This is a genomic window from Sphaerisporangium rhizosphaerae, assembly GCF_042665155.1.
Lineage (GTDB): Bacteria > Actinomycetota > Actinomycetes > Streptosporangiales > Streptosporangiaceae > Sphaerisporangium > Sphaerisporangium rhizosphaerae.
Map to the genome: position 1 here is coordinate 58,407 of NZ_JBHTCG010000010.1, position 19,161 is coordinate 77,567.

Annotated in this window: 14 protein-coding genes, 1 tRNA gene and 1 pseudogene; 8 read left to right on the forward strand and 8 right to left on the reverse strand. The window is 73.2% G+C overall.

Going from position 1 to position 19,161, the window contains the following annotated elements; translation table 11 throughout:
- Positions 1-383: 383 nt before the first annotated feature.
- Positions 384-1,127: a glycosyltransferase family 2 protein gene (locus ACFQSB_RS17040; protein WP_380827513.1), complete on the forward strand. Its 744-nt coding sequence runs from the start codon at positions 384-386 to the stop codon at positions 1,125-1,127.
- A 569-nt stretch (positions 1,128-1,696) separates the two neighbouring features.
- Positions 1,697-2,602: pseudogene (gene mptB, locus ACFQSB_RS17045) on the forward strand (polyprenol phosphomannose-dependent alpha 1,6 mannosyltransferase MptB); the annotation flags it as partial.
- A gap of 478 nt (positions 2,603-3,080) precedes the next feature.
- Here mptB and ACFQSB_RS17050 read toward each other — a convergent pair.
- Complete coding sequence (locus ACFQSB_RS17050; protein WP_380827515.1) at positions 3,081-5,441, reverse strand: hypothetical protein; 2,361 nt, start codon at positions 5,439-5,441, stop codon at positions 3,081-3,083.
- 729 nt (positions 5,442-6,170) lie between these two features.
- Here ACFQSB_RS17050 and ACFQSB_RS17055 point away from each other — a divergent pair.
- The 4 genes from ACFQSB_RS17055 to serS all read left to right on the forward strand — a co-directional run bounded on the left by ACFQSB_RS17055 (position 6,171) and on the right by serS (position 10,540).
- Positions 6,171-7,682, forward strand: a complete 1,512-nt coding sequence (locus ACFQSB_RS17055) for a glycosyltransferase 87 family protein (RefSeq protein ID WP_380827517.1) — start codon at positions 6,171-6,173, stop codon at positions 7,680-7,682.
- A gap of 22 nt (positions 7,683-7,704) precedes the next feature.
- Positions 7,705-8,124 (forward strand): DUF4446 family protein, encoded by a 420-nt coding sequence (locus tag ACFQSB_RS17060; protein ID WP_380827518.1) that lies wholly within the window; start codon positions 7,705-7,707, stop codon positions 8,122-8,124.
- Between the two features lie 138 nt (positions 8,125-8,262).
- Positions 8,263-9,183, forward strand: coding sequence for a prephenate dehydratase (gene pheA, locus ACFQSB_RS17065; RefSeq protein ID WP_354844064.1), 921 nt, complete (start codon positions 8,263-8,265; stop codon positions 9,181-9,183).
- Between the two features lie 97 nt (positions 9,184-9,280).
- Positions 9,281-10,540, forward strand: a complete 1,260-nt coding sequence (serS, locus tag ACFQSB_RS17070; protein WP_380827520.1) for a serine--tRNA ligase — start codon at positions 9,281-9,283, stop codon at positions 10,538-10,540.
- Positions 10,541-10,699: 159 nt separating this feature from the next.
- On the opposite strand, the gene ACFQSB_RS17075 is transcribed toward serS, so the two are convergent.
- Entirely contained in the window at positions 10,700-10,903 is a 204-nt protein-coding gene (locus tag ACFQSB_RS17075; protein WP_189164413.1) for a cold-shock protein, read from the reverse strand.
- A gap of 238 nt (positions 10,904-11,141) precedes the next feature.
- Here ACFQSB_RS17075 and ACFQSB_RS17080 point away from each other — a divergent pair, with 238 nt between their 5' ends.
- Positions 11,142-11,939 carry an HAD family hydrolase gene (locus ACFQSB_RS17080; protein WP_354844071.1) on the forward strand — a complete coding sequence of 266 codons (798 nt, stop codon included), beginning with the start codon at positions 11,142-11,144 and terminating at the stop codon, positions 11,937-11,939.
- A gap of 84 nt (positions 11,940-12,023) precedes the next feature.
- On the opposite strand, the gene ACFQSB_RS17085 is transcribed toward ACFQSB_RS17080, so the two are convergent.
- Both ACFQSB_RS17085 and ACFQSB_RS17090 read right to left on the reverse strand, forming a co-directional pair.
- On the reverse strand, positions 12,024-12,548 hold the full coding sequence (locus ACFQSB_RS17085; RefSeq protein WP_354924677.1) for a bacterial proteasome activator family protein: 525 nt from the start codon (positions 12,546-12,548) through the stop codon (positions 12,024-12,026).
- Between the two features lie 15 nt (positions 12,549-12,563).
- Positions 12,564-13,520, reverse strand: coding sequence for an NAD(P)H-quinone oxidoreductase (locus ACFQSB_RS17090; RefSeq protein WP_380827522.1), 957 nt, complete (start codon positions 13,518-13,520; stop codon positions 12,564-12,566).
- A 114-nt stretch (positions 13,521-13,634) separates the two neighbouring features.
- On the opposite strand from ACFQSB_RS17090, the gene ACFQSB_RS17095 reads away from it, so the two are divergent.
- Positions 13,635-16,127 carry a nucleotide-binding protein gene (locus ACFQSB_RS17095; RefSeq protein ID WP_380827524.1) on the forward strand — a complete coding sequence of 831 codons (2,493 nt, stop codon included), beginning with the start codon at positions 13,635-13,637 and terminating at the stop codon, positions 16,125-16,127.
- 101 nt (positions 16,128-16,228) lie between these two features.
- Here ACFQSB_RS17095 and ACFQSB_RS17100 read toward each other — a convergent pair.
- The 4 genes from ACFQSB_RS17100 to ACFQSB_RS17115 form a co-directional block, all read right to left on the reverse strand.
- Positions 16,229-16,318 (reverse strand) — tRNA-Ser (locus ACFQSB_RS17100).
- Positions 16,319-16,380: 62 nt separating this feature from the next.
- Positions 16,381-17,085, reverse strand: a complete 705-nt coding sequence (locus ACFQSB_RS17105) for a TIGR03943 family putative permease subunit (protein WP_380827760.1) — start codon at positions 17,083-17,085, stop codon at positions 16,381-16,383.
- Between the two features lie 5 nt (positions 17,086-17,090).
- The gene (locus ACFQSB_RS17110) at positions 17,091-18,122 is read right to left on the reverse strand and encodes a permease (protein WP_380827526.1); all 1,032 of its coding nucleotides are present in this window, start codon (positions 18,120-18,122) and stop codon (positions 17,091-17,093) included.
- A 78-nt stretch (positions 18,123-18,200) separates the two neighbouring features.
- Positions 18,201-19,142, reverse strand: a complete 942-nt coding sequence (locus tag ACFQSB_RS17115) for an NUDIX hydrolase (RefSeq protein WP_380827528.1) — start codon at positions 19,140-19,142, stop codon at positions 18,201-18,203.
- Positions 19,143-19,161: the final 19 nt, after the last annotated feature.

Genomic DNA, 19,161 nt, shown 5'->3' on the forward strand with positions numbered 1-19,161 from the left:
GGCGGGAGCCTTCGGCATGGTCCCGGCGGGAGTCCCCCGAAGGGTCTCGGACGGGGGCTCGGCAGGTCCAGCAGGGACTCGCACGAGGGCTCGGCAGGTCCTGCAAGGTCTGGCACGGGGGCCGCGGTAGGGCCTCGGCGGGGTTTCGCATGGAGGCCCTGGCAAGGTCTGGCGTGGATTGTCCGGGCAAGGGCTTGGCGGGGTCTGGCGTGGAAGCTCCGGCAGGGGCTCGCACCGGGTTACGGCATGGCCGCGCACGGGTCGGCTGGGGCTCGGTGATACGGGCGTGGCACTGCACAAGGGGCGTGACGGGGCCTCGCGCCGGCGCTGATCGGTGCTAGCGTCGGTCGACCGTCACATGGCAGCCGACCGGACGAGGAGCGATGAGCGACCCATCCGCACAGCCCGACACCGCGGTGATCATCCCGGCCAAGGACGAGGCCGACCGCATCGGCGCCACCGTGACCGCGGCGCTGGCCATCCCGGGCGTCGACCTCGTCGTGGTGGTCGACGACGGCTCGGCCGACACCACGGGCCGGGTGGCCAAGGCGGCGGGGGCGCGCGTCGTGCGCCACAGCCGCAACCGCGGCAAGGCCGCGGCGATGGAGAGCGGCGCCGAGGCGGTGCGTCTCCTCGACGAGCAGGGGGCTCGTCACCTGCTGTTCCTGGACGCCGACCTCGCCGAGACCGCCGGCCGCGCCGCGCCGCTGGTCGAACCGGTGCGGGCCGGCTCCGCCGACATGACCATCGCCAGGTTCGCCACCCGGGTCAAGCTGGGCGGGCACGGCTTCGTCGTGCGTCTCGCCCGCGAGGGCATCAGGCGTGCCTCGGGCTGGGAGGCCGGCCAGCCGCTCAACGGGCAGCGGTGCCTCACCCGGGCGGCCTTCGAGGCGGCCCGCCCGCTCGCGCACGGGTTCGGGGTCGAGACCGGTATGACGATCGACCTGGTGCGCAAAGGGTTTCGCGTCATGGAGGTCGAGGTCGAGATGTCCCACCGGGCGACCGGCACCGACTGGCACGCCCAGATCCACCGGGCTCGCCAGTTCCGGGACGTAGCGCTTGCCATCGCCGCCCGCGAGCGAGTCGTCGCCGACATCGCAAGCGCTGTACGCGGCCCCCGCCGCTGATCTCCACTACACCGGCATGACCAACACCGCTCGCGAGCGAGTCGTCGCTGACATCGCAAGCGCTGTACGCGGCCCCCGCCGCTGATCTCCACCACACCCGCATGACCATCACCGCCCGCGATCTGCGTGATCAGTGTCCCGGCGTGGCCGATGCCGCTTCCGTGCCGCTTCCGATGCCGATGCCGATGCCGGTGCTGGTGCCGGTTCCGTGGCCGGTGTCGTTTGCGTGGCCACTGTCTCGGCGTGAGCAGTGCCGCCGCGTTACCGATGTCCGGGCGGGTCCGGGGGTTCGGTGAGAGGTGGCTCGGGTGGGGGCGGGGATGTGCTGGAATCGTGCGGTGACTCGGGTCGGGCCGGTGGGCCGTGAAGGGTGGGGGGGCGTCAGCGCCACGCGCGCCGCGCCCGGCGTCCTGGCGGTCGTCGCCGTCGCGGGCGTCGCGCTCAGCGTCCTGGTCACCGTCGCCATCGGCGCGCTCGGGCCTTCGGCCGCCGTGCCGCCGCTTCCCGGGCCGGGGTGGCAGCCGCCGTACTCGCTCTCCCTGAGGCCGGGCGACCACCTGGTCATCGCCATGGAGGCGCTGGCCGTGCTGCTGGGCGCCGCCGGCCTGGCGGCCGGGCTGCTCGCCCTGCGGCGCGGGTGGGCGCCCGATCCGCGTCTGCTGCTGCTCGGCGGCTGCCTGGCCGCCGTGGTGCTGGCCTTCCTGCCGCCCTCCGGATCGGCCGACCACCTCAACTACGCGGCCTACGGCCGGATGGCCGTCCTCGGGCACGACCCGTACGCCATGGGCGCGGACACCCTGCCCGGCGACCCGCTGGCCGCCGCGGTCGAGCGTCCGTGGCAGGAGGAGCCGAGCGTCTACGGGCCGGTGGCCACGGCCGTGCAGGCGCTGGCCGCGCTGGCCGGCGGCGGCTCGGTGCGGCTGACGGTGTTCGCGCTCGCCGCCGTCAACGCCGCCGCCTTCGTCGTGACGGCGTGGCTGCTGCACCGCACGGTGCGCGGAGACCGGTCCCGGCAGGCGCGCGCCGCGCTGCTCTGGGCAGCCAACCCGCCCGTCATCTACCAACTGGTCGCCGGAATGCACGTCGACACCCTCGCCATCGCCCTGGTCGTGGCGGCTCTGGCCGCCGGCGCGAGCGGGCGCCGCTGGGCGTCGGGGCCGCTGCTCGGCCTGGGCATCGCGGTCAAGGCCAACGCCGGCCTGGTCGCGCTCGGGCCGGCATGGGCGCTGCGGTCGCGTCCGAGGTCGCTCGCGGTCGTGGCCGGCACGGCGACGGCGACCGTCCTGGCGGCGTACGCCCTGGCCGGGCCGCACGCCCTCGACCCCGTCCTGCACGCCACCAAGTCGATCTCGCTGGCCTCTCCGTGGCACGTGGTCCTGGGCGGACTACAGGCGACCTTCGGGTCGGGGGGGTACCGGGTCTGGATCCAGGTGGGGTCCGTGGCGTTCCTGGTCTTCCTCGCCCTCACGCTGTCACGGGCCCTGCGGGAGCCGTACGGCCTGACCACGGGCCTGCTCCCGCGTACGGCAAGCGCCCGGGACCTGCCCCAGCAGAAGGCAGGCCGCGAGGACGACGGCGGGCCGCTCCGGCGGGTGATGGAGGCCGGGGACGAGGATGGGTCGCTTTCGCGGGTGGCGGACGGCGGGGACGAGGATGGGTCGCTTTCGCGGGTTGCCGGTGCCGAAGCCGATGGTGGGTCGCGGGGTGCCTGGAGAGAAGAGACACGGGCGATCTGGAGGGAAGAAGCCGGGGTCGCGGTCGTCGTTGTGGCCGCCTGGCTGTTCGCGACGCCCTATGCCCTGCCTTGGTACGACGGGCTCGGGTTCGCGCTGTTGGCGGCCGTCCCGGCGACCTTCTTGGACGGTTTCCTGGTGGCGCGGCTGGCCGTGCTCTCGGCGGCCTACCTGCCGGCCCGCCAGGAGTATCAGCCGCAGGACCTGCACAACCTGCTCGTCACGGTGCTGCGGTCCCAGGTGGTGCCGTGGATCCTGCTGGCGCTGACGGTCGCTCTGGCGTGGTGGGCACTGACCTCTGGAGCGCGCGGATCGACGCGGCGAGGGTCAGCGGCACCGCCACCGTGAGCGCCATGGCCGGGATCGCGATGCCCGAGTCGTTGACCAGGAACCCGGCCAGCGCCGTGGTGAGCACGCCGAACAGCCCCGCCCGCAGCGCCGGCGCCTGCGCGTAGGCCAGCCCGAGTGCCGGGGCCCCCCACCGCGACGGCCTGGCCAGGACGAGGAACAGGAACGCCAGGGCGGCCAGCGACAGCACGGTGAGCTGCCAGTTGCCGAGCGTGCCGAGCATCGCGCCGATTTTGCGGCCGACGACCGGCAGCGCCTCCCCGTCGGCCACCTGCTGGACGAACGCGCCCAGGTGGGTGCGCTGGTCGCTCGGCCGCAGCCAGTCGGCCACCGCGATGAGGCCGATCAGCACGGCACCGGCGACGGCGACGGCCGCCAGCCTGACCACCGTGACCCGCCGCCCGGACAACAGCAGCATGAACACCGCGAACCCCAGCACGAACGCCGGGACGCCGCCGAAGTCGGCGCCCCACCCCGGCCACCCGTCGGCGAAGATCGCCAGTAACCCGTACCCGAGGCAGACCGACAGGCCGAGCACGCGCCGGCCCCGTTCGGCCAGCACCTGCGCCACCCCGGCGAGCGCGAGGAGGGTGCCGGTCGCGTACACGGCGAAGGCGATGTTGCTGAAACCGTAGAACCGGCCGCCGGTCACCGGCTCGTACCCGGTGACCGCGTTGACCTGGAGCCGCGAGCCGGTCACCACGTCGGCCAGCAAGGCGAGCGAGGTCACCGCCGCCACGACCGTGAGCGGCCCGAGCGGGTGAGCCCGCCAGGGCCCGGCGAACGCCAGGCCGGCCAGCAGGCCGGTGAACACCATGATCGTCACGATGAGCGCGGTCATCGGACGGCTCAGGCTCCACCAGGGCACGAGTTGCGCGAGGAAGGTGGACACGGCCACGGCCCCGCTCAGCACGGCCATGACCTGTGTGGCGACCGGTACCCATGAAGCCCAGCCGCGCAGCATGCGACGCGCGCCGATACCGGCGCCGGCACGCGCCCCTACGGGAACCCCACGCGCGTCCGGAGCGCTCCCCGCTTTCCCGTCCCGCCCAGCGCCCGGTCCGGCGTCCGGTTCAGTGCCTGGCCCCGTGCTTGTGGAAGGGAGTGTGGTGGTGGCCGGCATGCCTGAGCCGGGCCAGCGGCGGCGCATGGCCAGGGCGGTCAGCCCGTAGAACAGGAGCTGGACGGAGACGAAGACGGCGAAGAACGGCGCCCGCACCTGCACCAGCACCCGGCTGGCGAGATCGGCGTCCGCCAGTTCGGTGACGGTGCGTGAGACGTCGTCCGGGGCCGAGCCACCCGAGGTCCAGGGGCGCCCCACGGCCTCGGCGGGGACCGGAGCACCGAGCAGGCGCAGCACGGTGGTGGTGACGTCGGTGACCGCGACCAGTGCGTCCTGGCGGGTCGAGGTGGCGGTGAGGTGGCCGTGGCGGTACGGCTCAGCCTGCGGGGACGGACCCTGGGCGATCGCCACGTGGAGGTGGGCGCTGGTGGAGGTGTCGGACAGGCCCGCGACCAGGATGGTGGCACCGGGGGGCACGAGGGGGAGCAGACGGCCGATCGCGCCGTCGGCCGCGGCGGCCGCTCGGGCGCGAGCGTCGGCGTCCAGGTCAGTAGTGGGGGCGTTAGCGGCGGCCGGCGGCCGGGTGATCCAGGCGCGCGCCAGGTCGTCCGCTTCGACGACGACCAGGTTGTACCGGCTCAGGTCACCGAGCGATCCCGCATCATCGGCATATCGCTGGATATTTCCGGTCTTGTCGGCTGCGGCGAGCGCGGCTCCCGGACCGACGGCGGCGACCGTGCCCCCGGCGTCGCGCACGGCCTGGCCCAAGGACCCGATCGTCGCACGGTAGGACGTGGCGGCATTGAACGACGCCAGCGCCGGCCAGCCGGGCACGCTCGCCGAGCCGTCCGGGCTCACCTGGGGAACCGGGAGCGGCGCACACTCGCTCGCCGCCGAGCCGGCTCGCCTGCCCGCCGACACCGTCAGCCATCCGGCGACCGGGCACGTGCTGGCGTGGTCGGGCCGGGGGTAGGCGCGGGTCGACATCGACGCCGAAGCGCCGTTCGCGACGAGCTTCCACAGGTTGGGCGTTCCACTCTGGCTGATGTCCGCCCACTGCAACCCGGGGACCCCGACGAGCACGACCCGCCCGGTGGCAGCCCCGCCGGTACGGGTGTGACCCGGCGCGCGAGGACTCACCCCGGCCCCGGCGGCCGGCGCGTCCGCCATTTGCGCCCGCCCGGCGGCCCGCGGGCCGGCCGTCCCCGCATGGGTGGCGGTTGTGCGCGTGTTCGTCGTCTCCGCGTGGACGGCCTGGGTGTGCGCTGCCCCGGCATGGGCGGCGGTGGCCTGGGGGCCGGTTGTTCCCGCGTGGGTGGTGGCGTGGAGGTCCGTTGTGCCCGCGTGGGTGGTCTTTGTGTCTGTCGTTTCGGTAGGTGTGGTGGTGGCCTGCGGGGGCGTTGTTCTCGCGTGGGCGGTGGTGGGCAGGACGGCGAGGGCCATGGCGCCGAGCAGCGCTGCGGCCGGGAGCCGCCAGGGGCGCCGCCCGGTTCCGGACGCGCGGCCCCCTGGGACCGTCGTTCGCTTGTCCACCGGGAACCTCGCCTCCACGTGCGCCGACCACCTCCGCCCTGCAAACCATAGCCAGAACCCCGACCCCCCTCTCCCACGTGCGATCGGCCTGTGGACGGCCGGCGCTCGGGCGCCCCGAAGTGGTTGGAGGCAGGGCGATGCCGGTGGCCTTCTGCGGTGGGTCACGGCCGGGGAAGGGTGCAGGTGGTGGTCACGGCCGGAGAGCGGTGCGGGTGGTGGGTCACGGCTGGAGCACGGTGCAGGTGGTGGTCACCGGCCGGAGAGCGGTGCAGGTGGTGGTCACGGCCGGAGAGCGGTACTGGTGGTGGGGCGTGCTGGTCGGCGTGGGCGGCGGGGGGTGTGGGGAAGGGGGTAGCCTGCGACGTCGTGAGGACTGGTGGGGGGCGCGGGCGGTGGTGGGGGTGGCCGATCGCCCTGCTGATCATCGGGGTGGCCGCGGTCCCGCTGGTGCGTTACTGGCTGACCAACCCCGCCGACCAGCGCCTGGTCGACCTGGACGTCTACCGTACGGGCGGTGAGAGCCTCCTGCGCGGGCTCCCCGTCTACGACGCGGTCACGCCGGCGCCGCAGCTCCTGCCGTTCACCTATCCGCCGATCGCGGCGCTGCTTGCCGTGCCGCTGGCCGTGATGTCGTGGCCCGCGGCCCAGTGGGTGTGGACGGCCGGCGTGCTGGCCTGCCTGGGCGTCACGGCCTGGTTCGGCTTCCGTGAGCCGCTCGCGCGGCTGCGGCCCGCCTGGGCGGGGCCCGTCGTGTTCGGCGTGGTGACGGCGGCATGCCTGTACCTGATGCCGCTGCGCGACCAGATCCGGTTCGGGCAGGTGGACATCCTGCTGGTCATGCTGTGCCTGGCCGACTGCGTCGCGCGCCGGCCGTGGTGGCCGCGCGGCATGCTGATCGGGCTGGCGACGGCGATCAAGCTCACTCCCGGCGTCTTCCTGGTCTATCTGCTGGTCACGGGGTTCGGGCGCGACGCGGTGCCCGAGCAGCGCCGGGCGTTCTTCATGGCCGTCTTCACCGCCACGCTGCTGACGGTGCTGCCCTTCCTGGTGATCCCGCACGATGCCGCGTCCTTCTGGTTCTCGGCCCTGCTCGACGGCGACCGCGTCGGGGCGAACAACGCCACCACCAACCAGTCCATCCGCGGGATGCTGCTGCGGCTCTACCTGCCGGGGTGGCTCACTTCGCTGATCTGGCTCGCGCTGGTGGCCGTGGTGGCCTGGTACGGCTTCCGCCGCGCCCGGGAGGCTCTGCTGCGGGGCGACCGGATGACCGCGGTGGCGCTGACCGGCCTGATGGCGGTGCTCGTCTCGCCGGTGGCCTGGATCCACCATCTCGCCTGGCTGGTCGTGGTCCTCGCCGCGCTCGCGGGCCGCGCACTCGGCGACCGCACCCCTCTGGCCGGCACCCCTCTGGCCGGCAGCCCTCTGGCCGAGGGTCCGCTGGCCCGCGGTTCACTGGCCGGCGGAGCACTGATCAGCGGGGCGCCGGCCGGCGGAGCCCTCGCCGGCGGGCCCGCCGATGGGCGCGGTGCCGGCGCCCGAGCCTCCGTGTCGTCCGGCCTGACGGGGGCGGCGGTCGTGGCCGGAGTCTGGCTGTACTACGTGCTGCCGATCCCCTGGTGGGGGGTGTCGCTGCGCGCCGCCGGCATCCCGGTGCTCAGCCCGGTGGCGGGGCGCGTCGTCCAGGACGCCTTCGGGCTCGGCGCCGTCGCCCTGGTGTGGCTGCTCGGCCGCCGTCCGGCCGCTGCCGGCGTTTCCGGCCCGGCCGAACCCGGCCCGGCCGAACCCGGCCAGGACGAGACCAGCCCGGACGAGACCAGCCCGGACGAAACGAGCCCGGGCGATGGGCGGCGTCTGGGTTCGCGTGCGATTCCGTGACTGATCCATTACTCTTCGTGATGTGCTCGGAACTGTAATGGCGCTGATCGGCGGCATCGCCGGCATGACCGGGGTGGCGATCGGCCTGCTGGCGCTGCGCAGCGCGCGCGGCGCCGTCGAAGACTGCCTCGACGTGCTGGGCCGCCGCTGCGCGATCGACGGCGTGGTCGACGTCAAGGCGATCCGCGATGTGGCGGTGTTCCGCTACGACGCGCTGGCCGAGATGACCGGCCGCCTGTCCTTCTCGGTGGCCATGATCGACGGCTTGGGCGACGGCATCGTCCTCACCTCGATAAACGGCCGCACCGAGACCCGCACGTACGCGCGGCCGGTGCGCAGTGGCCGTGGGCTGCAGCCGCTGTCCCCCGAGGAGGAGCAGGCGGTCCGCGCCGCGCGCCTCGGCATCGGCCCCGATGTCGCCCCGCAGCGTCTCCGGCGTTAGCGGTGCCCGTCTCCGGGCCGGGTCCTGGCGCGGGACGCGGGGTCGTTCCGGATCATTTCGGATCGTTCGGGGAAGGCGTGGCAAGAAACCGGTAAATATGCCAGGTGGGCGGTGACCTGCGACAGGTAGCCTTCTGGTATGCCGAAAATCGCCTACCTCGGGCCGCAGGGGACGTTCTGCGAAGCCGCCCTGCGCATCCTCGCCCCGGATGCCGAGCGGCTGCCCTGTGCCAATGTCACGGCGGCGCTCGACGCGGCGCGCTCGGGGGAGGCCGACGGGGCGGTCGTCCCGCTGGAGAACTCCGTCGAGGGCGCGATCACGGTCACGCTCGACGAGCTGGCCTGGGGCGATCCGCTGCTGATCACCGCCGAGCTGCTGCTGCCGGTGGAGTTCTCGCTGCTGGTGCGGCCGGGCACCGAGATGACGCACATCAAGCGCGTCTACACCCATCCGGCGGCGATCACCCAGTGCCGCAACTTCCTGGCCCGTGAGCTGCCCGACGCCGTGGTGGTGGCCGCGCCGTCCACGGCCGCCGCGGCGCTGGAGGTCTCCATGGAGGACTCTCCGTACGACGCGGCCATCGGCCCGGCGATCGCCGGCGAGCACTACGGGCTGGACGAACTCGCCGCGCGCATGGGCGACCGCGACGACACCGTCACCCGGTTCGTCCAGGTGGCGCGGCCGGGCCCGCCGCCCGTGCCCACCGGCGCCGACCGGACGTCCCTGGTGGCGTTCCTGCGGGACGACCACCCGGGCGCGCTGCTGGAGATGCTGAGCGAGTTCGCGGTGCGCGGGGTGAACCTGACCCGCATCGAGTCGCGGCCGACCGGTGACGGCATCGGGCGCTATTTCTTCCACTTCGACGCCGAGGGGCACGTCGCCGAGGCCCGCGTGGGCGAGGCGCTGTCGGGTCTGCACCGGCTGTGCGCCGAGGTCCGATTCCTGGGCAGCTACCCTCGAGCGGACCGCGTGTCGCCGCAGCTCAAGCACGGCACCTCCGAGTCCGACTTCACCGAGGCCTCCGGCTGGATCGACAAGATCCGCACCGGCGGGATGTGACGGCGCGCCCGGCGGCGCGTCGCGGCCGGGTGTGACGGGTCACCTGTCGGGGCGATAGGCGCGCGAGCGCCGCTCGGACATCGGTAGCCTTTGTTACGTGATTGACCTGCGTACCCTTCGTGAGGACCCCGACCGGCTACGGGCGTCGCAGCGTGCCCGCGGTGAGGACGACTCGGTCGTCGACACGCTGCTCGACCTCGATGAGCGCCGCCGAAGCGCGCTGACCGCCTATGAGTCTCTGCGCGCCGAGCAGAAGAGCGTGGGCAAGTCGGTCTCCTCGTCCTCCGGCGACGAGAGGGCCGCGTTCCTCGCGCGCGCGAAAGACCTCGCCGCCGGGGTGAAGGGGGCGGAGGCCGAGGCCGAGAAGCTCGCCAAGGAGCTGGACGAGTTGTTGACGGCCGTCCCCAACATCATCGAGGAGGCCCCGTCCGGGGGCGAGGACGACTACGTCGTGCTGGAGGAGGTCGGTGAGAAGCCGCGGTTCGACTTCACCCCGCGCGACCACCTCGAACTGGGCGAGATGCTGGGCGCGATCGACGCCGAGCGCGGCGCCAAGGTCTCCGGGGCGCGGTTCTTCTTCCTGACGGGGGCCGGCGCGCGGCTGCAGCTCGGCCTGCTCAACATGGCCATGCAGCAGGCCATCGAGGCCGGCTTCACGCCCATGATCACCCCGGTGCTGCTCAAGCCCGAGGCGATGGCCGGCACGGGCTTCCTCGGCTCGCACGCCTCCGAGGTGTACCGCCTGGAGGCCGACGACCTCTACCTGGTGGGCACCTCCGAGGCGCCCATGGCGGCCTACCACTGGAACGAGATCCTCGACGGCGGGTCGCTGCCCCGGCGCTACGCCGGCTGGTCGTCCTGCTTCCGCCGCGAGGCGGGCTCGTACGGCAAGGACACGCGAGGCATCATCCGGGTCCACCAGTTCGACAAGGTCGAGATGTTCTCCTACTGCCGTCCGGAGGACGCCGCCGAGGAGCACCAGCGCCTGCTCGCGTGGGAGAAGGAGATGCTGGCCAAGGTCGAGCTGCCGTACCGCGTGATCGACACCGCGGCGGGGGACCTCGGGTCGAGCGCCGCCCGCAAGTTCGACTGCGAGGCGTGGCTGCCGACGCAGAACCGCTATCTGGAGCTCACCTCGACGTCCAACTGCACCGAGTTCCAGGCCAGGCGGCTCGCTGTTCGCTACAGGGACACCGACGAGAAGCCCCGGCACGTCGCCACCCTCAACGGCACCCTGGCGACCACACGGTGGATCGTGGCCATCCTGGAGAACCACCAGCAGGCCGACGGCTCTGTCGTGGTCCCCAAGGCGTTGCGGCCCTATGTCGGACTGGACGTCCTCGAGCCGGTCAAGTAGCCATTTCTTGCTGAGTAAGCCGCTTATCCCCTGATGAGGATAAGCGGCTTACTCTCATACTGTCTGAGACGTATGTCCGGTTTGTCAGGACGTTCGGGTCTGGACAAACACGAAGGCGGGGTTCGCCTGACGCGAACCCCGCCTTCTGTGTGTCAGTGGTCAGACGGCGCGGACCTGCGACGCCTGCGGGCCCTTCTGCCCCTGCGTGACCTCGAACTCGACGCGCTGGCCGTCCTCGAGGCTGCGGTAGCCGTTGCCGACGATTTCGGAGAAGTGCACGAAGACATCCGGAGCGTCACCGTCCGGGGCGATGAATCCGTAGCCCTTCTCGGCGTTGAACCACTTGACGGTTCCCTGAGCCATTAAAGCTCTCCCTGCAATTGATCTTGGGGTTCACACCTCGCGAACCCCGGGTTGTGTCGCACAGCTTCCCGGGGCCGCTCAGACAGTCAAGCTGGTTCTGCACATCGGGTTCAGCTAATACAACGCCACCACATCTAACACCATCAGAGGGCCTTTGTTCCCCCCTCCTGGCGAGAATCTTTTACTCCCAGGGCTGACACCCGAGCTCGGGGCAACACAGGGCAAACTAGAGCTTGTTATGGTCAGCCCCAGACTCGTCGCCACCGACCTGGACGGCACCGCCCTGCGCTCGGACGGCACCGTCTCGCCCCGCACCGCGGCCGCCTTCGCGCTCGTGGAGGAGGCCGGCGCGACGCTCGTGTTCGTCACCGGCAGGCCGCCCCGGTGGATGGGCAACGTCGCCGGGGCGGTGCGCAACCGCGGGCTGGCCATCTGCGCCAACGGGGCGCTGGTGTACGACCTGCACGCCGAGCGCATCGTCGAGTCCCATCTCATCGAGCCCGACGTGCTGTCCGAGGCCGTCGGCCGGCTGAAGGACCGCGTCCCGGGCCTGAGCTTCTCCGTGGAGTACGAAGGGGGCTTCGCCCATGAGACGAGCTTCCGGCTCGGCGGCTGGGACAGCACAGAGGTCTCAGGGCTCCGCATGGGGGTCTCGGGGCTGATCTCCCGGCCGGGCGCGAAGCTGCTGGCCTTCCACCGCTCCATGGACCCCGACATCCTGCACGCCCTCGTGGACGAGATCGTGGGCGACCTGCTCACGGCCACCCATTCGAGCGGCCGGGCGTTGATCGAGATGAGCGCCCAGGGAGTGACCAAGGCGAGCGCGCTGGCCACCCTCGCCGAGCGGCACCTCGTCGGCGCGGCCGAGGTGATCGCGTTCGGGGACATGCCGAACGACCTGCCGATGCTGGGCTGGGCCGGCACGTCCTACGCCGTGGCGAACGCCCACCCGGACGTGCTGGCCGCCGTCACCCACGTGACGGCGGCCAACGACGAGGACGGCGTCGCCATCGTCCTGGAGAAGCTTTTCGGCTGACGCGCCCCGCGGCCCCGGACGCCGGGGGCGGCCGCGCGGCATCGCCTGAGGGATCTCACACGTGCTGACAGGTCTTACAAGGTCTTACAGGTAGGGACCGGAACTGCGGTGGGGCTGGTCCTCCGGGGCCACGGCGCCGGACATGCCGCCGGGCAGGGCTCGGCGCATCTGCTCCAACTGGGCGCGCGCGGCCATCTGCTGGGCGAACAAGGTGGTCTGGATCCCGTGGAAGAGACCCTCCAGCCAGCCGACGAGCTGGGCGTGCGCCACGCGGAGCTCGGCGTCGCTCGGCGCGCTGTCGTCGCCGGTGAAGGGCAGCGTGAGCCGCTCGAGCTCGTCCACCAGCTCGGGCGCCAGGCCGTCCTCCAGCTCCTTGATGGAGCTCTGGTGGATGTCCTTCAGGCGCTTGCGGCTCGCCTCGTCCAGGGGCGCCGCGCGGACCTCCTCCAGCAGCTGACGGATCATGCTGCCGATGCGCATCACCTTGGCGGGCTGCTCCACCAGCTCGGCGACCGAGCGCTCTTCGTGCTGCTCGCCGCCGTCACCCTCGACCGACAGACCGTTGGGGCCCACGACCACGATGTGCGGGGTGCTCTCCTCAGCATTCATGTCATTCAACCTAGCTCACCTGACCAACAGGACTTTTCCGATGTGCTCCCCTGATTCGAGCACGCGGTGGGCATGGGCCGCGTCGGCCATGGGGATGACCGCGTGGACGATCGGCCGGACCGAACCGGCGCCCACCAGGGGCCACACGTTATCGCGGACGCCGCGGACGATGACGCCCTTCTCGGCGACACTACGGGTGCGCAGGGCGGTCGCGTGGATCGAGGCGCGCTTGGCCAGCAGTCTGCCGAGGTCGAGGTCGCCCTTGGCGCCGCCCTGGAGCCCGATCACCACCAGCCGGCCGCCGGTCGCGAGCGCCGAGATGTTCCTGGCGAGGTACTTCGCGCCGATGATGTCGAGGATGACGTCCGCCGTGACCTTCTCGGCGAAGTCCTCCTCGCGATAGTTGACCGCCTCGTCGGCCCCGAGCTCCAGGCACCGCGCGATCTTGTCGGCCGAGCCGGCCGTGACGACGACGCGGGAGCCGAAGGCCTTGGCGAGCTGGAGGGCGAAGGTGCCGATGCCGCTGGCGCCGCCGTGGACCAGCAGCGTCTCACCGCGCCGCAGCCTGCCCACCATGAAGACGTTGGACCACACGGTGCAGGCGACCTCGGGGAGCGCCGCCGCCTCCACCAGCGAGACCCCCTCGGGCACCGGGAGCACCTGCTCCCAGGGGACGGGGACCTTCTCGGCGTACCCGCCGCCGGCGAGCAGCGCGCACACCTCGTCGCCGGCCCGGAACCCCTCGACGTCCTCGCCCACCTCGGCGACGACTCCGGAGCACTCCATGCCGGGGAATTCCGACGCGCCGGGCGGCGGCGGGTAGTGCCCCTGGCGCTGCAGCAGGTCGGCGCGGTTGAGGCCCGCGGCGGCCACCTCGATCAGCACTTCCCCTGGTGCGGGGCGGGGATCTGGGACCTCCCGCCACTCCAGCACCTCTGGTCCGCCGGGCCGGGTAACAGCGATCGCGTGCATGTGACCAAACTATCCGGGTAGCCAAGTCGGCGGTTGACCACGTTGGTCGTGATAGCGGGCGGTAATCTTCCTTCTATTTGCTGCCCCTTTAGCCCAGTCCCGAGGGGGAACACGGTGGCAAGACACGATCGTGAGGATCCTCATTCCCTTGAAGAGCAGCTCGCCTGGCTCGACGCGATCAAGGAGAACGAGGACACCCCCCTCGCGGTGAGCGTCACCCCGGACGACACCGCCGCCTCGCCGTACCCGAAGGACCCGTGGGGCATGGTGCCCGCGGAGCCTCCGGCGCCCGCGTCCCCGCTGTTCCGCGCCGCGGGCGACCCCGCGAACGGCGCGGGGCAGCACGACGACGGCCTCGCCGGGCGCGCCGAGGGCGAGACGCGCGAGGTGCGCCCGCCTTCGACTCAGGGTCTGGGCACCGGCGCCTGGACCGGCCCGCTGGACCCTCCGCCGTCCGCGGCGCCCGGCAAGCCCGCGTTCGCCGCGCCGATCACGGCGCCCGGCGAGCCGCTGTCACGCGCCGACACCAAGGCCGAACCGCCGCCGGACTCCTCCAGCGCCGGCGCCTTCGGCGAGCGCCCGCCGTCCTCGGGCACGGGAACGTTCGAGCGCCCCGCGGGGACGGGGGCCGGCGCCTTCGGTGAACGCCCCGCCTCCCCGGGCGCGGGTTCGTTCGGTGAGCGTCCAGGCTCCTCGGACACGGGTTCGTTCGGTGAGCGTCCAGGCTCCTCCGATACGGGTTCGTTCGGCGAGCGTCCGGCCTCGTCGGGCACGGGCGCCTTCGGAGAGCGTCCCGCGTCGTCGTCGGGTGCGGGCGCTTTCGGCGGGCTCTCCTCGTCCGGCGCCGGCGCGTTCGGCGAGCGTCCGGCCTCGGGCACGGGGGCGTTCGCGGCGTTCGGCGAGCGTCCGGCCGGGTCCGGCGGGGCCTTGGGCGAGCGCCCGGGCTCCTCGGCGGGCTCAGAGGCCCCTGAGGGTTCCGGCGCCGGGGTCTCGGCCGCCGCCGGCGCCGAGGCCGTGAGCGACGACACCGACAGCTTCACCTTCGGGCCGCTCACCGACAAGCCCGGCGCCGCGCCGAGCGCCGACTGGCTCTCCAAGGACCCGCTCGGCGGCGGCAAGGCCGAGCCGTCCAAGCAGCGTGAGGACCCCGAGCCCGACACGGCCCCGGAGCAGCCGGTGCGCGGCTGGCTGGAGGCCGCGGTGCCCGCCGCCGAGCCGTCCGAGCCCGACCATGAGCAGGAGCGCTTCAACGCCTTCGCCGCGGGCGCGGACACCGACGACGTGGTGGTCCCCCGCGTCGAGCGCCCGATGTACGAGCAGCCGACCGAGAACCTCGGCCTGCCCGCGCCGCAGGAGGGCCGGCAGGCCGTGCCGCCCCCCGCCGCCGAGCCGCCGGCCGCCGCCCCGGCGGCCCCGGCCCCCGCCTTCCCCGCCGCCTCCCCAAGCCGGTCGGCCCACGGGTCGTCGGCCGCCACGCACGCCCCTTCGGCGCCGCCCGGCGAGTCGCTGGTGCCCGACCAGGCTCCGGAGGAGCGCGAGCCGTACCGGCCGCGCCGCAGGCAGACCGCCGCGACGCCGCAGCCCGCCCAGCCGGCGTTCGGCGTCCCGGCGCGGCAGCAGCCGGGAGCCAAGGCGGCGGGCGCGAAGGGCGTCACGGGCGTGCGGCCGACGGCCGACAGCCTCGACCCGGTGTCCCTGCTGCGCGGGCGCAGGAACGCTCCCGCGGGCGGCTGGCGCAAGATCGTGTTCAAGGCGTCCGCGGGCCTGATCAAGCCGGGCGAGTCGCCCGAGGTGCGCCGCCGCCGCGAGCTGGTCTCGCGGGCGCGCACCCCCGTCGCCACGGGCCACCACCGCGTGGCCGTGCTCAGCCTCAAGGGCGGCGTCGGCAAGACCACGACGACCGTGGGGCTGGGCGCCACGCTGGCCTCCGTGCGCGGAGACCGGGTGATCGCCGTCGACGCCAACCCCGACCGCGGCACGCTGTCGGACAAGGTCGAGCTGGAGACCTCGGCGACCGTGCGCGACCTGCTCAACGAGCGGCAGCAGATCAAGCGATATGTCGACATCCGCGCCTTCACCTCGCAGGCGCCCTCGCGGCTGGAGATCCTCGCCTCCGACCGCGACCCGTCGGTGTCGGAGGCGTTCAGCGCCGCCGACTACCAGGCGGTCGCGCAGGTGCTGGAGAACTTCTACTCCATCTGCCTGACCGACTGCGGCACCGGCCTGCTCCACTCGGCCATGTCGGGCGTCCTGGGCCTGGCCGACCAGCTCGTTCTGGTCAGCTCGCCGTCGGTGGACGGCGCTCGGGCCGCGTCGGCGACCCTCGACTGGCTGGAGGCGCACCACTACGCCGACCTGGTCAAGGCCGCGACGGTCGTGTTGTGCAGCGTCCGGCCGAGGTCGAAGTCCACCGTCGATCTCGACCGGCTGGAGGCGCACTTCGCGGCGCGCTGCCGTGCCGTCATCAGGGTGCCGTACGACCCGCACCTGGAGGAGGGCGCCGAGATCGACCTCGACCGGCTGCAGCCCGCCACGCGGGAGGCGTACCTGCTGCTGGCGGCCTCGGTGGGCGACGGCTTCGGCGGCGCGCAGGGCGGCCATATCTGAGCGGGCCATATCTGAGCGGGCCGCGTCCGAGGCGGCGGTCGCATTCCGAGGCGGAGGCCGCATGTCGGCCGCCCGCGTCTGAGTGGATCACGGGAGGCCGGTGGCGGAGGGTGTGGGATTCGAACCCACGAGGCCGTCGCCGACCTGGCCGCTTTCAAGGCGGCTGCACTCGTCCACTATGCGAACCCTCCAGTGCGACACCAACGATAGCGTTGCCCGCCGGGCGTTCGCGCGCGAGTGGCGGGCCCCGCGCCTATTCGTACGGCTCGGCCGGCCGGGCGACCTTGGCCAGTGCGGTGGCCGTCAACGCGGGGGCGGCCGTGCCCTTGGGGAGGCGGTCGTAGGGGACGGGCACCCAGGCGCCGGTCACCTCCACCCAGGTGTCCGGACGGGGCGCGGGCACGCCCAGCACGGCGACCTTCAGCGGGAAGGCGTCGGCCGCGCAGCACCGCAGTCGCATGCGGGCGAGGTACCACTGGCCCTTGTTCCCGGACGGGACGGCGAACCCGGTGAGCTTGACCCGGCGCCCGGCGAGCGTGCGGCCTCCGTCGCTCCAGGCGCGGCCGATGAACTCCCCGACCGGCATGGCCGTGGGCGCGTCCCCGGCCAGGGCGCCGTACCCCCCTGCCGGCCGCGGCTGGGGCGTCTGGTCCCGTGCGGCGGCGAACGAGCCGAGCGCGGGCGGGTTGATCAGGAAGACGGCCACGATCGGAAGGCACAGCAGCCAGGCCACCCGCGGCCCGCGCGACCGGCGGCGCGTGGCCGCCTCTCCCGAGGGCGGATAGGGCCTGCGCCACTCTTGGACCAGGCCGAAGACGCCGAGCGCGAACAGGATCACGCCGGCCGCGACGAGCGGCGCGCGGAACCCCGGCCTGACGTAGTTCAGGTAGGCGGTGGACAGGGCCGACACGCGAAGCAGCGCGCCGCCCACCAGGGCGAGCACCAGGTTCTGGGCCATGCGGTTCACAGCAGCACCCGCCCCACCAGCACGCCGACCACGATGGCGAGCGTGAGCGTCAGCGGGACGAACCGCGCGGCGAACGCCCGCCCGAACGTCCCCGCCTGCAGGGCGATCAGTTTCAGGTCGACCATCGGCCCCACGACCAGGAAGACCAGTTTGGCGGTCGGGGAGAAGGTCGTGAGCGAGGCGGCGACGAAGGCGCCGGCCTCGGAGCAGACCGACAGCACGACCGCCAGCAGCGCGAGCACCAGCACCGACAACCAGGGGACCTCGCCGAGGGAGGTGGTCCACGAGCGGGGGACCACCACGTTCAGGGTCGCCGCGGCGAGCCCGCCGATGACCAGGAAGCCGCCGGCGTGCAGGAAGTCGTGGCGCACCGCCGCCAGGAACGCCGCGCGCCGGGTGGCGCCCTCGGGGGCGGGCGGTGCGGTGGTGACGCGTGGCGGCCCGGGGCGGCCGAGCAGCTGCCAGGCCCAGCCGGCGAGCACGGCGACGACGAGGGAGGCGCCGAAGCGGGCCAGGACCATGAGCGGCTCGCCGGGGAAGGCCACGGCCGTCGCCACCAGGACGACCGGGTTGGTCGCCGGAGAGGCGAGCAGGAAGGCGAGCGCGTCCGACGGGGTGACGCCATGGGCCATCAGGCGGGCGGCCACCCGGACGGAGGCGCACTCTCGGACGGGCAGCACGAGCCCGGCGGCGCCGGCGACGGGCACGGCGGCGTACGGCCGGCGCGGCAGCGCGCGCTCGAAGAAGGACGGCGGCACGAAGGTGGTGACGGCCGCGGACAGCATGACCCCCAGCACCAGGAACGGGATGGCCTGTACGCAGATCGTCACGAAGATCGTCGACCAGGTGGTGACGGCCGGCGCGGTGAGGTGCGGCGACAGCAGCAGGTTGCCGATCAGCAGGAAACCCGCCAGCGCCGCGAACACCCAGGGCAGCACGTGTGCCTCGGGTGCGCGCCGTCCCCATGTCGGAGGAGGGACCGGACTGTCGGGCTCGGCGGTCCAGTCGAGTGCGGTTCGGTCGCTCATCAAGGTTTGGAGATTTTTCTGGATATTGGGGGATATGCGCGGATAAGGCGTGGGGGGTGGCGGTTCGACGGTCCGACGCTACACCCGCCGGAGTTGGCCGAGCAGCCATCCCGGACCCACGGCCGCGGCGCCCAGCTCGGCGACGCGCCGGCGCAGCTCGCGGTCGGCGGTGACGACCAGAACCCGCTGCCACGGCCTGACCTCGCGGTTCTCCCGCACCGTGTCCACGATCGCGTCGTCCCCACTGGCCGGCGCCTCCACCACGCCCACCACGCCCGCCGTGTCCGCCACGTCCGCCGTGTTCGCCGTGTCCGCCACGTCCGCCGTGTTCGCCGTGCCGTCGGACCGCACGCCCTTGGCCGCGCCCTCCAGCACCATGACCACGCGAGGGAACCACATCGCCGGAGCCGGGAACCCCTCCGGAGGCCGCAGGCCGTGCTCCACGAGCCGCTCGACGTCCTCCAGCAGGCGCCGCGCGGCGCCCGCCCGGTCGCGCCACCACCCGTGCTCGGCGCGCGCGCCGACGATGTTGGCGGCGTCCAGCACCACCACCGAGGGCGGCAGCGACGGCCTGATCGCCGGCCAGGTCTCGGCGAACCCGGGGTGCAGCGTCTCGCCGCCCACCTCGTCGGCGGGCAGCCACCGCATGTCGGTGCTCTCGTCGTTGGCCGGGACGGCGGGCAGCAGCGCGTCCGCCTCGGCGATCACCGTCTGGAACGCCCAGCCGCCGTGGTCGTCGATGTGGACGCCGAGGACGCGCAGGCTCTCACCGCTCAGCGCGGCCTCCTCCAGGGCCTCGCGCAGGGCGCCGGTGACGGCGTCCTCATGGCTGTCGAGCGCGCCTCCGGGCAGCCCCCACGTGCCGCCGTGATGGCTCCACCACGAGCGCTTCTGCATCAGGACGTGCGGCGTGCCCCCGGCGTCGAAATGGACGGCCAGCAGCCCTGAGGCGCCGTGCAGCCCCCAGTGCCGGTGGCCGCGCTCGCACAGCGCCCAGCCGTCGCCGTCCTTCGCCGCCATGTCTCCATCCTGCCTTACG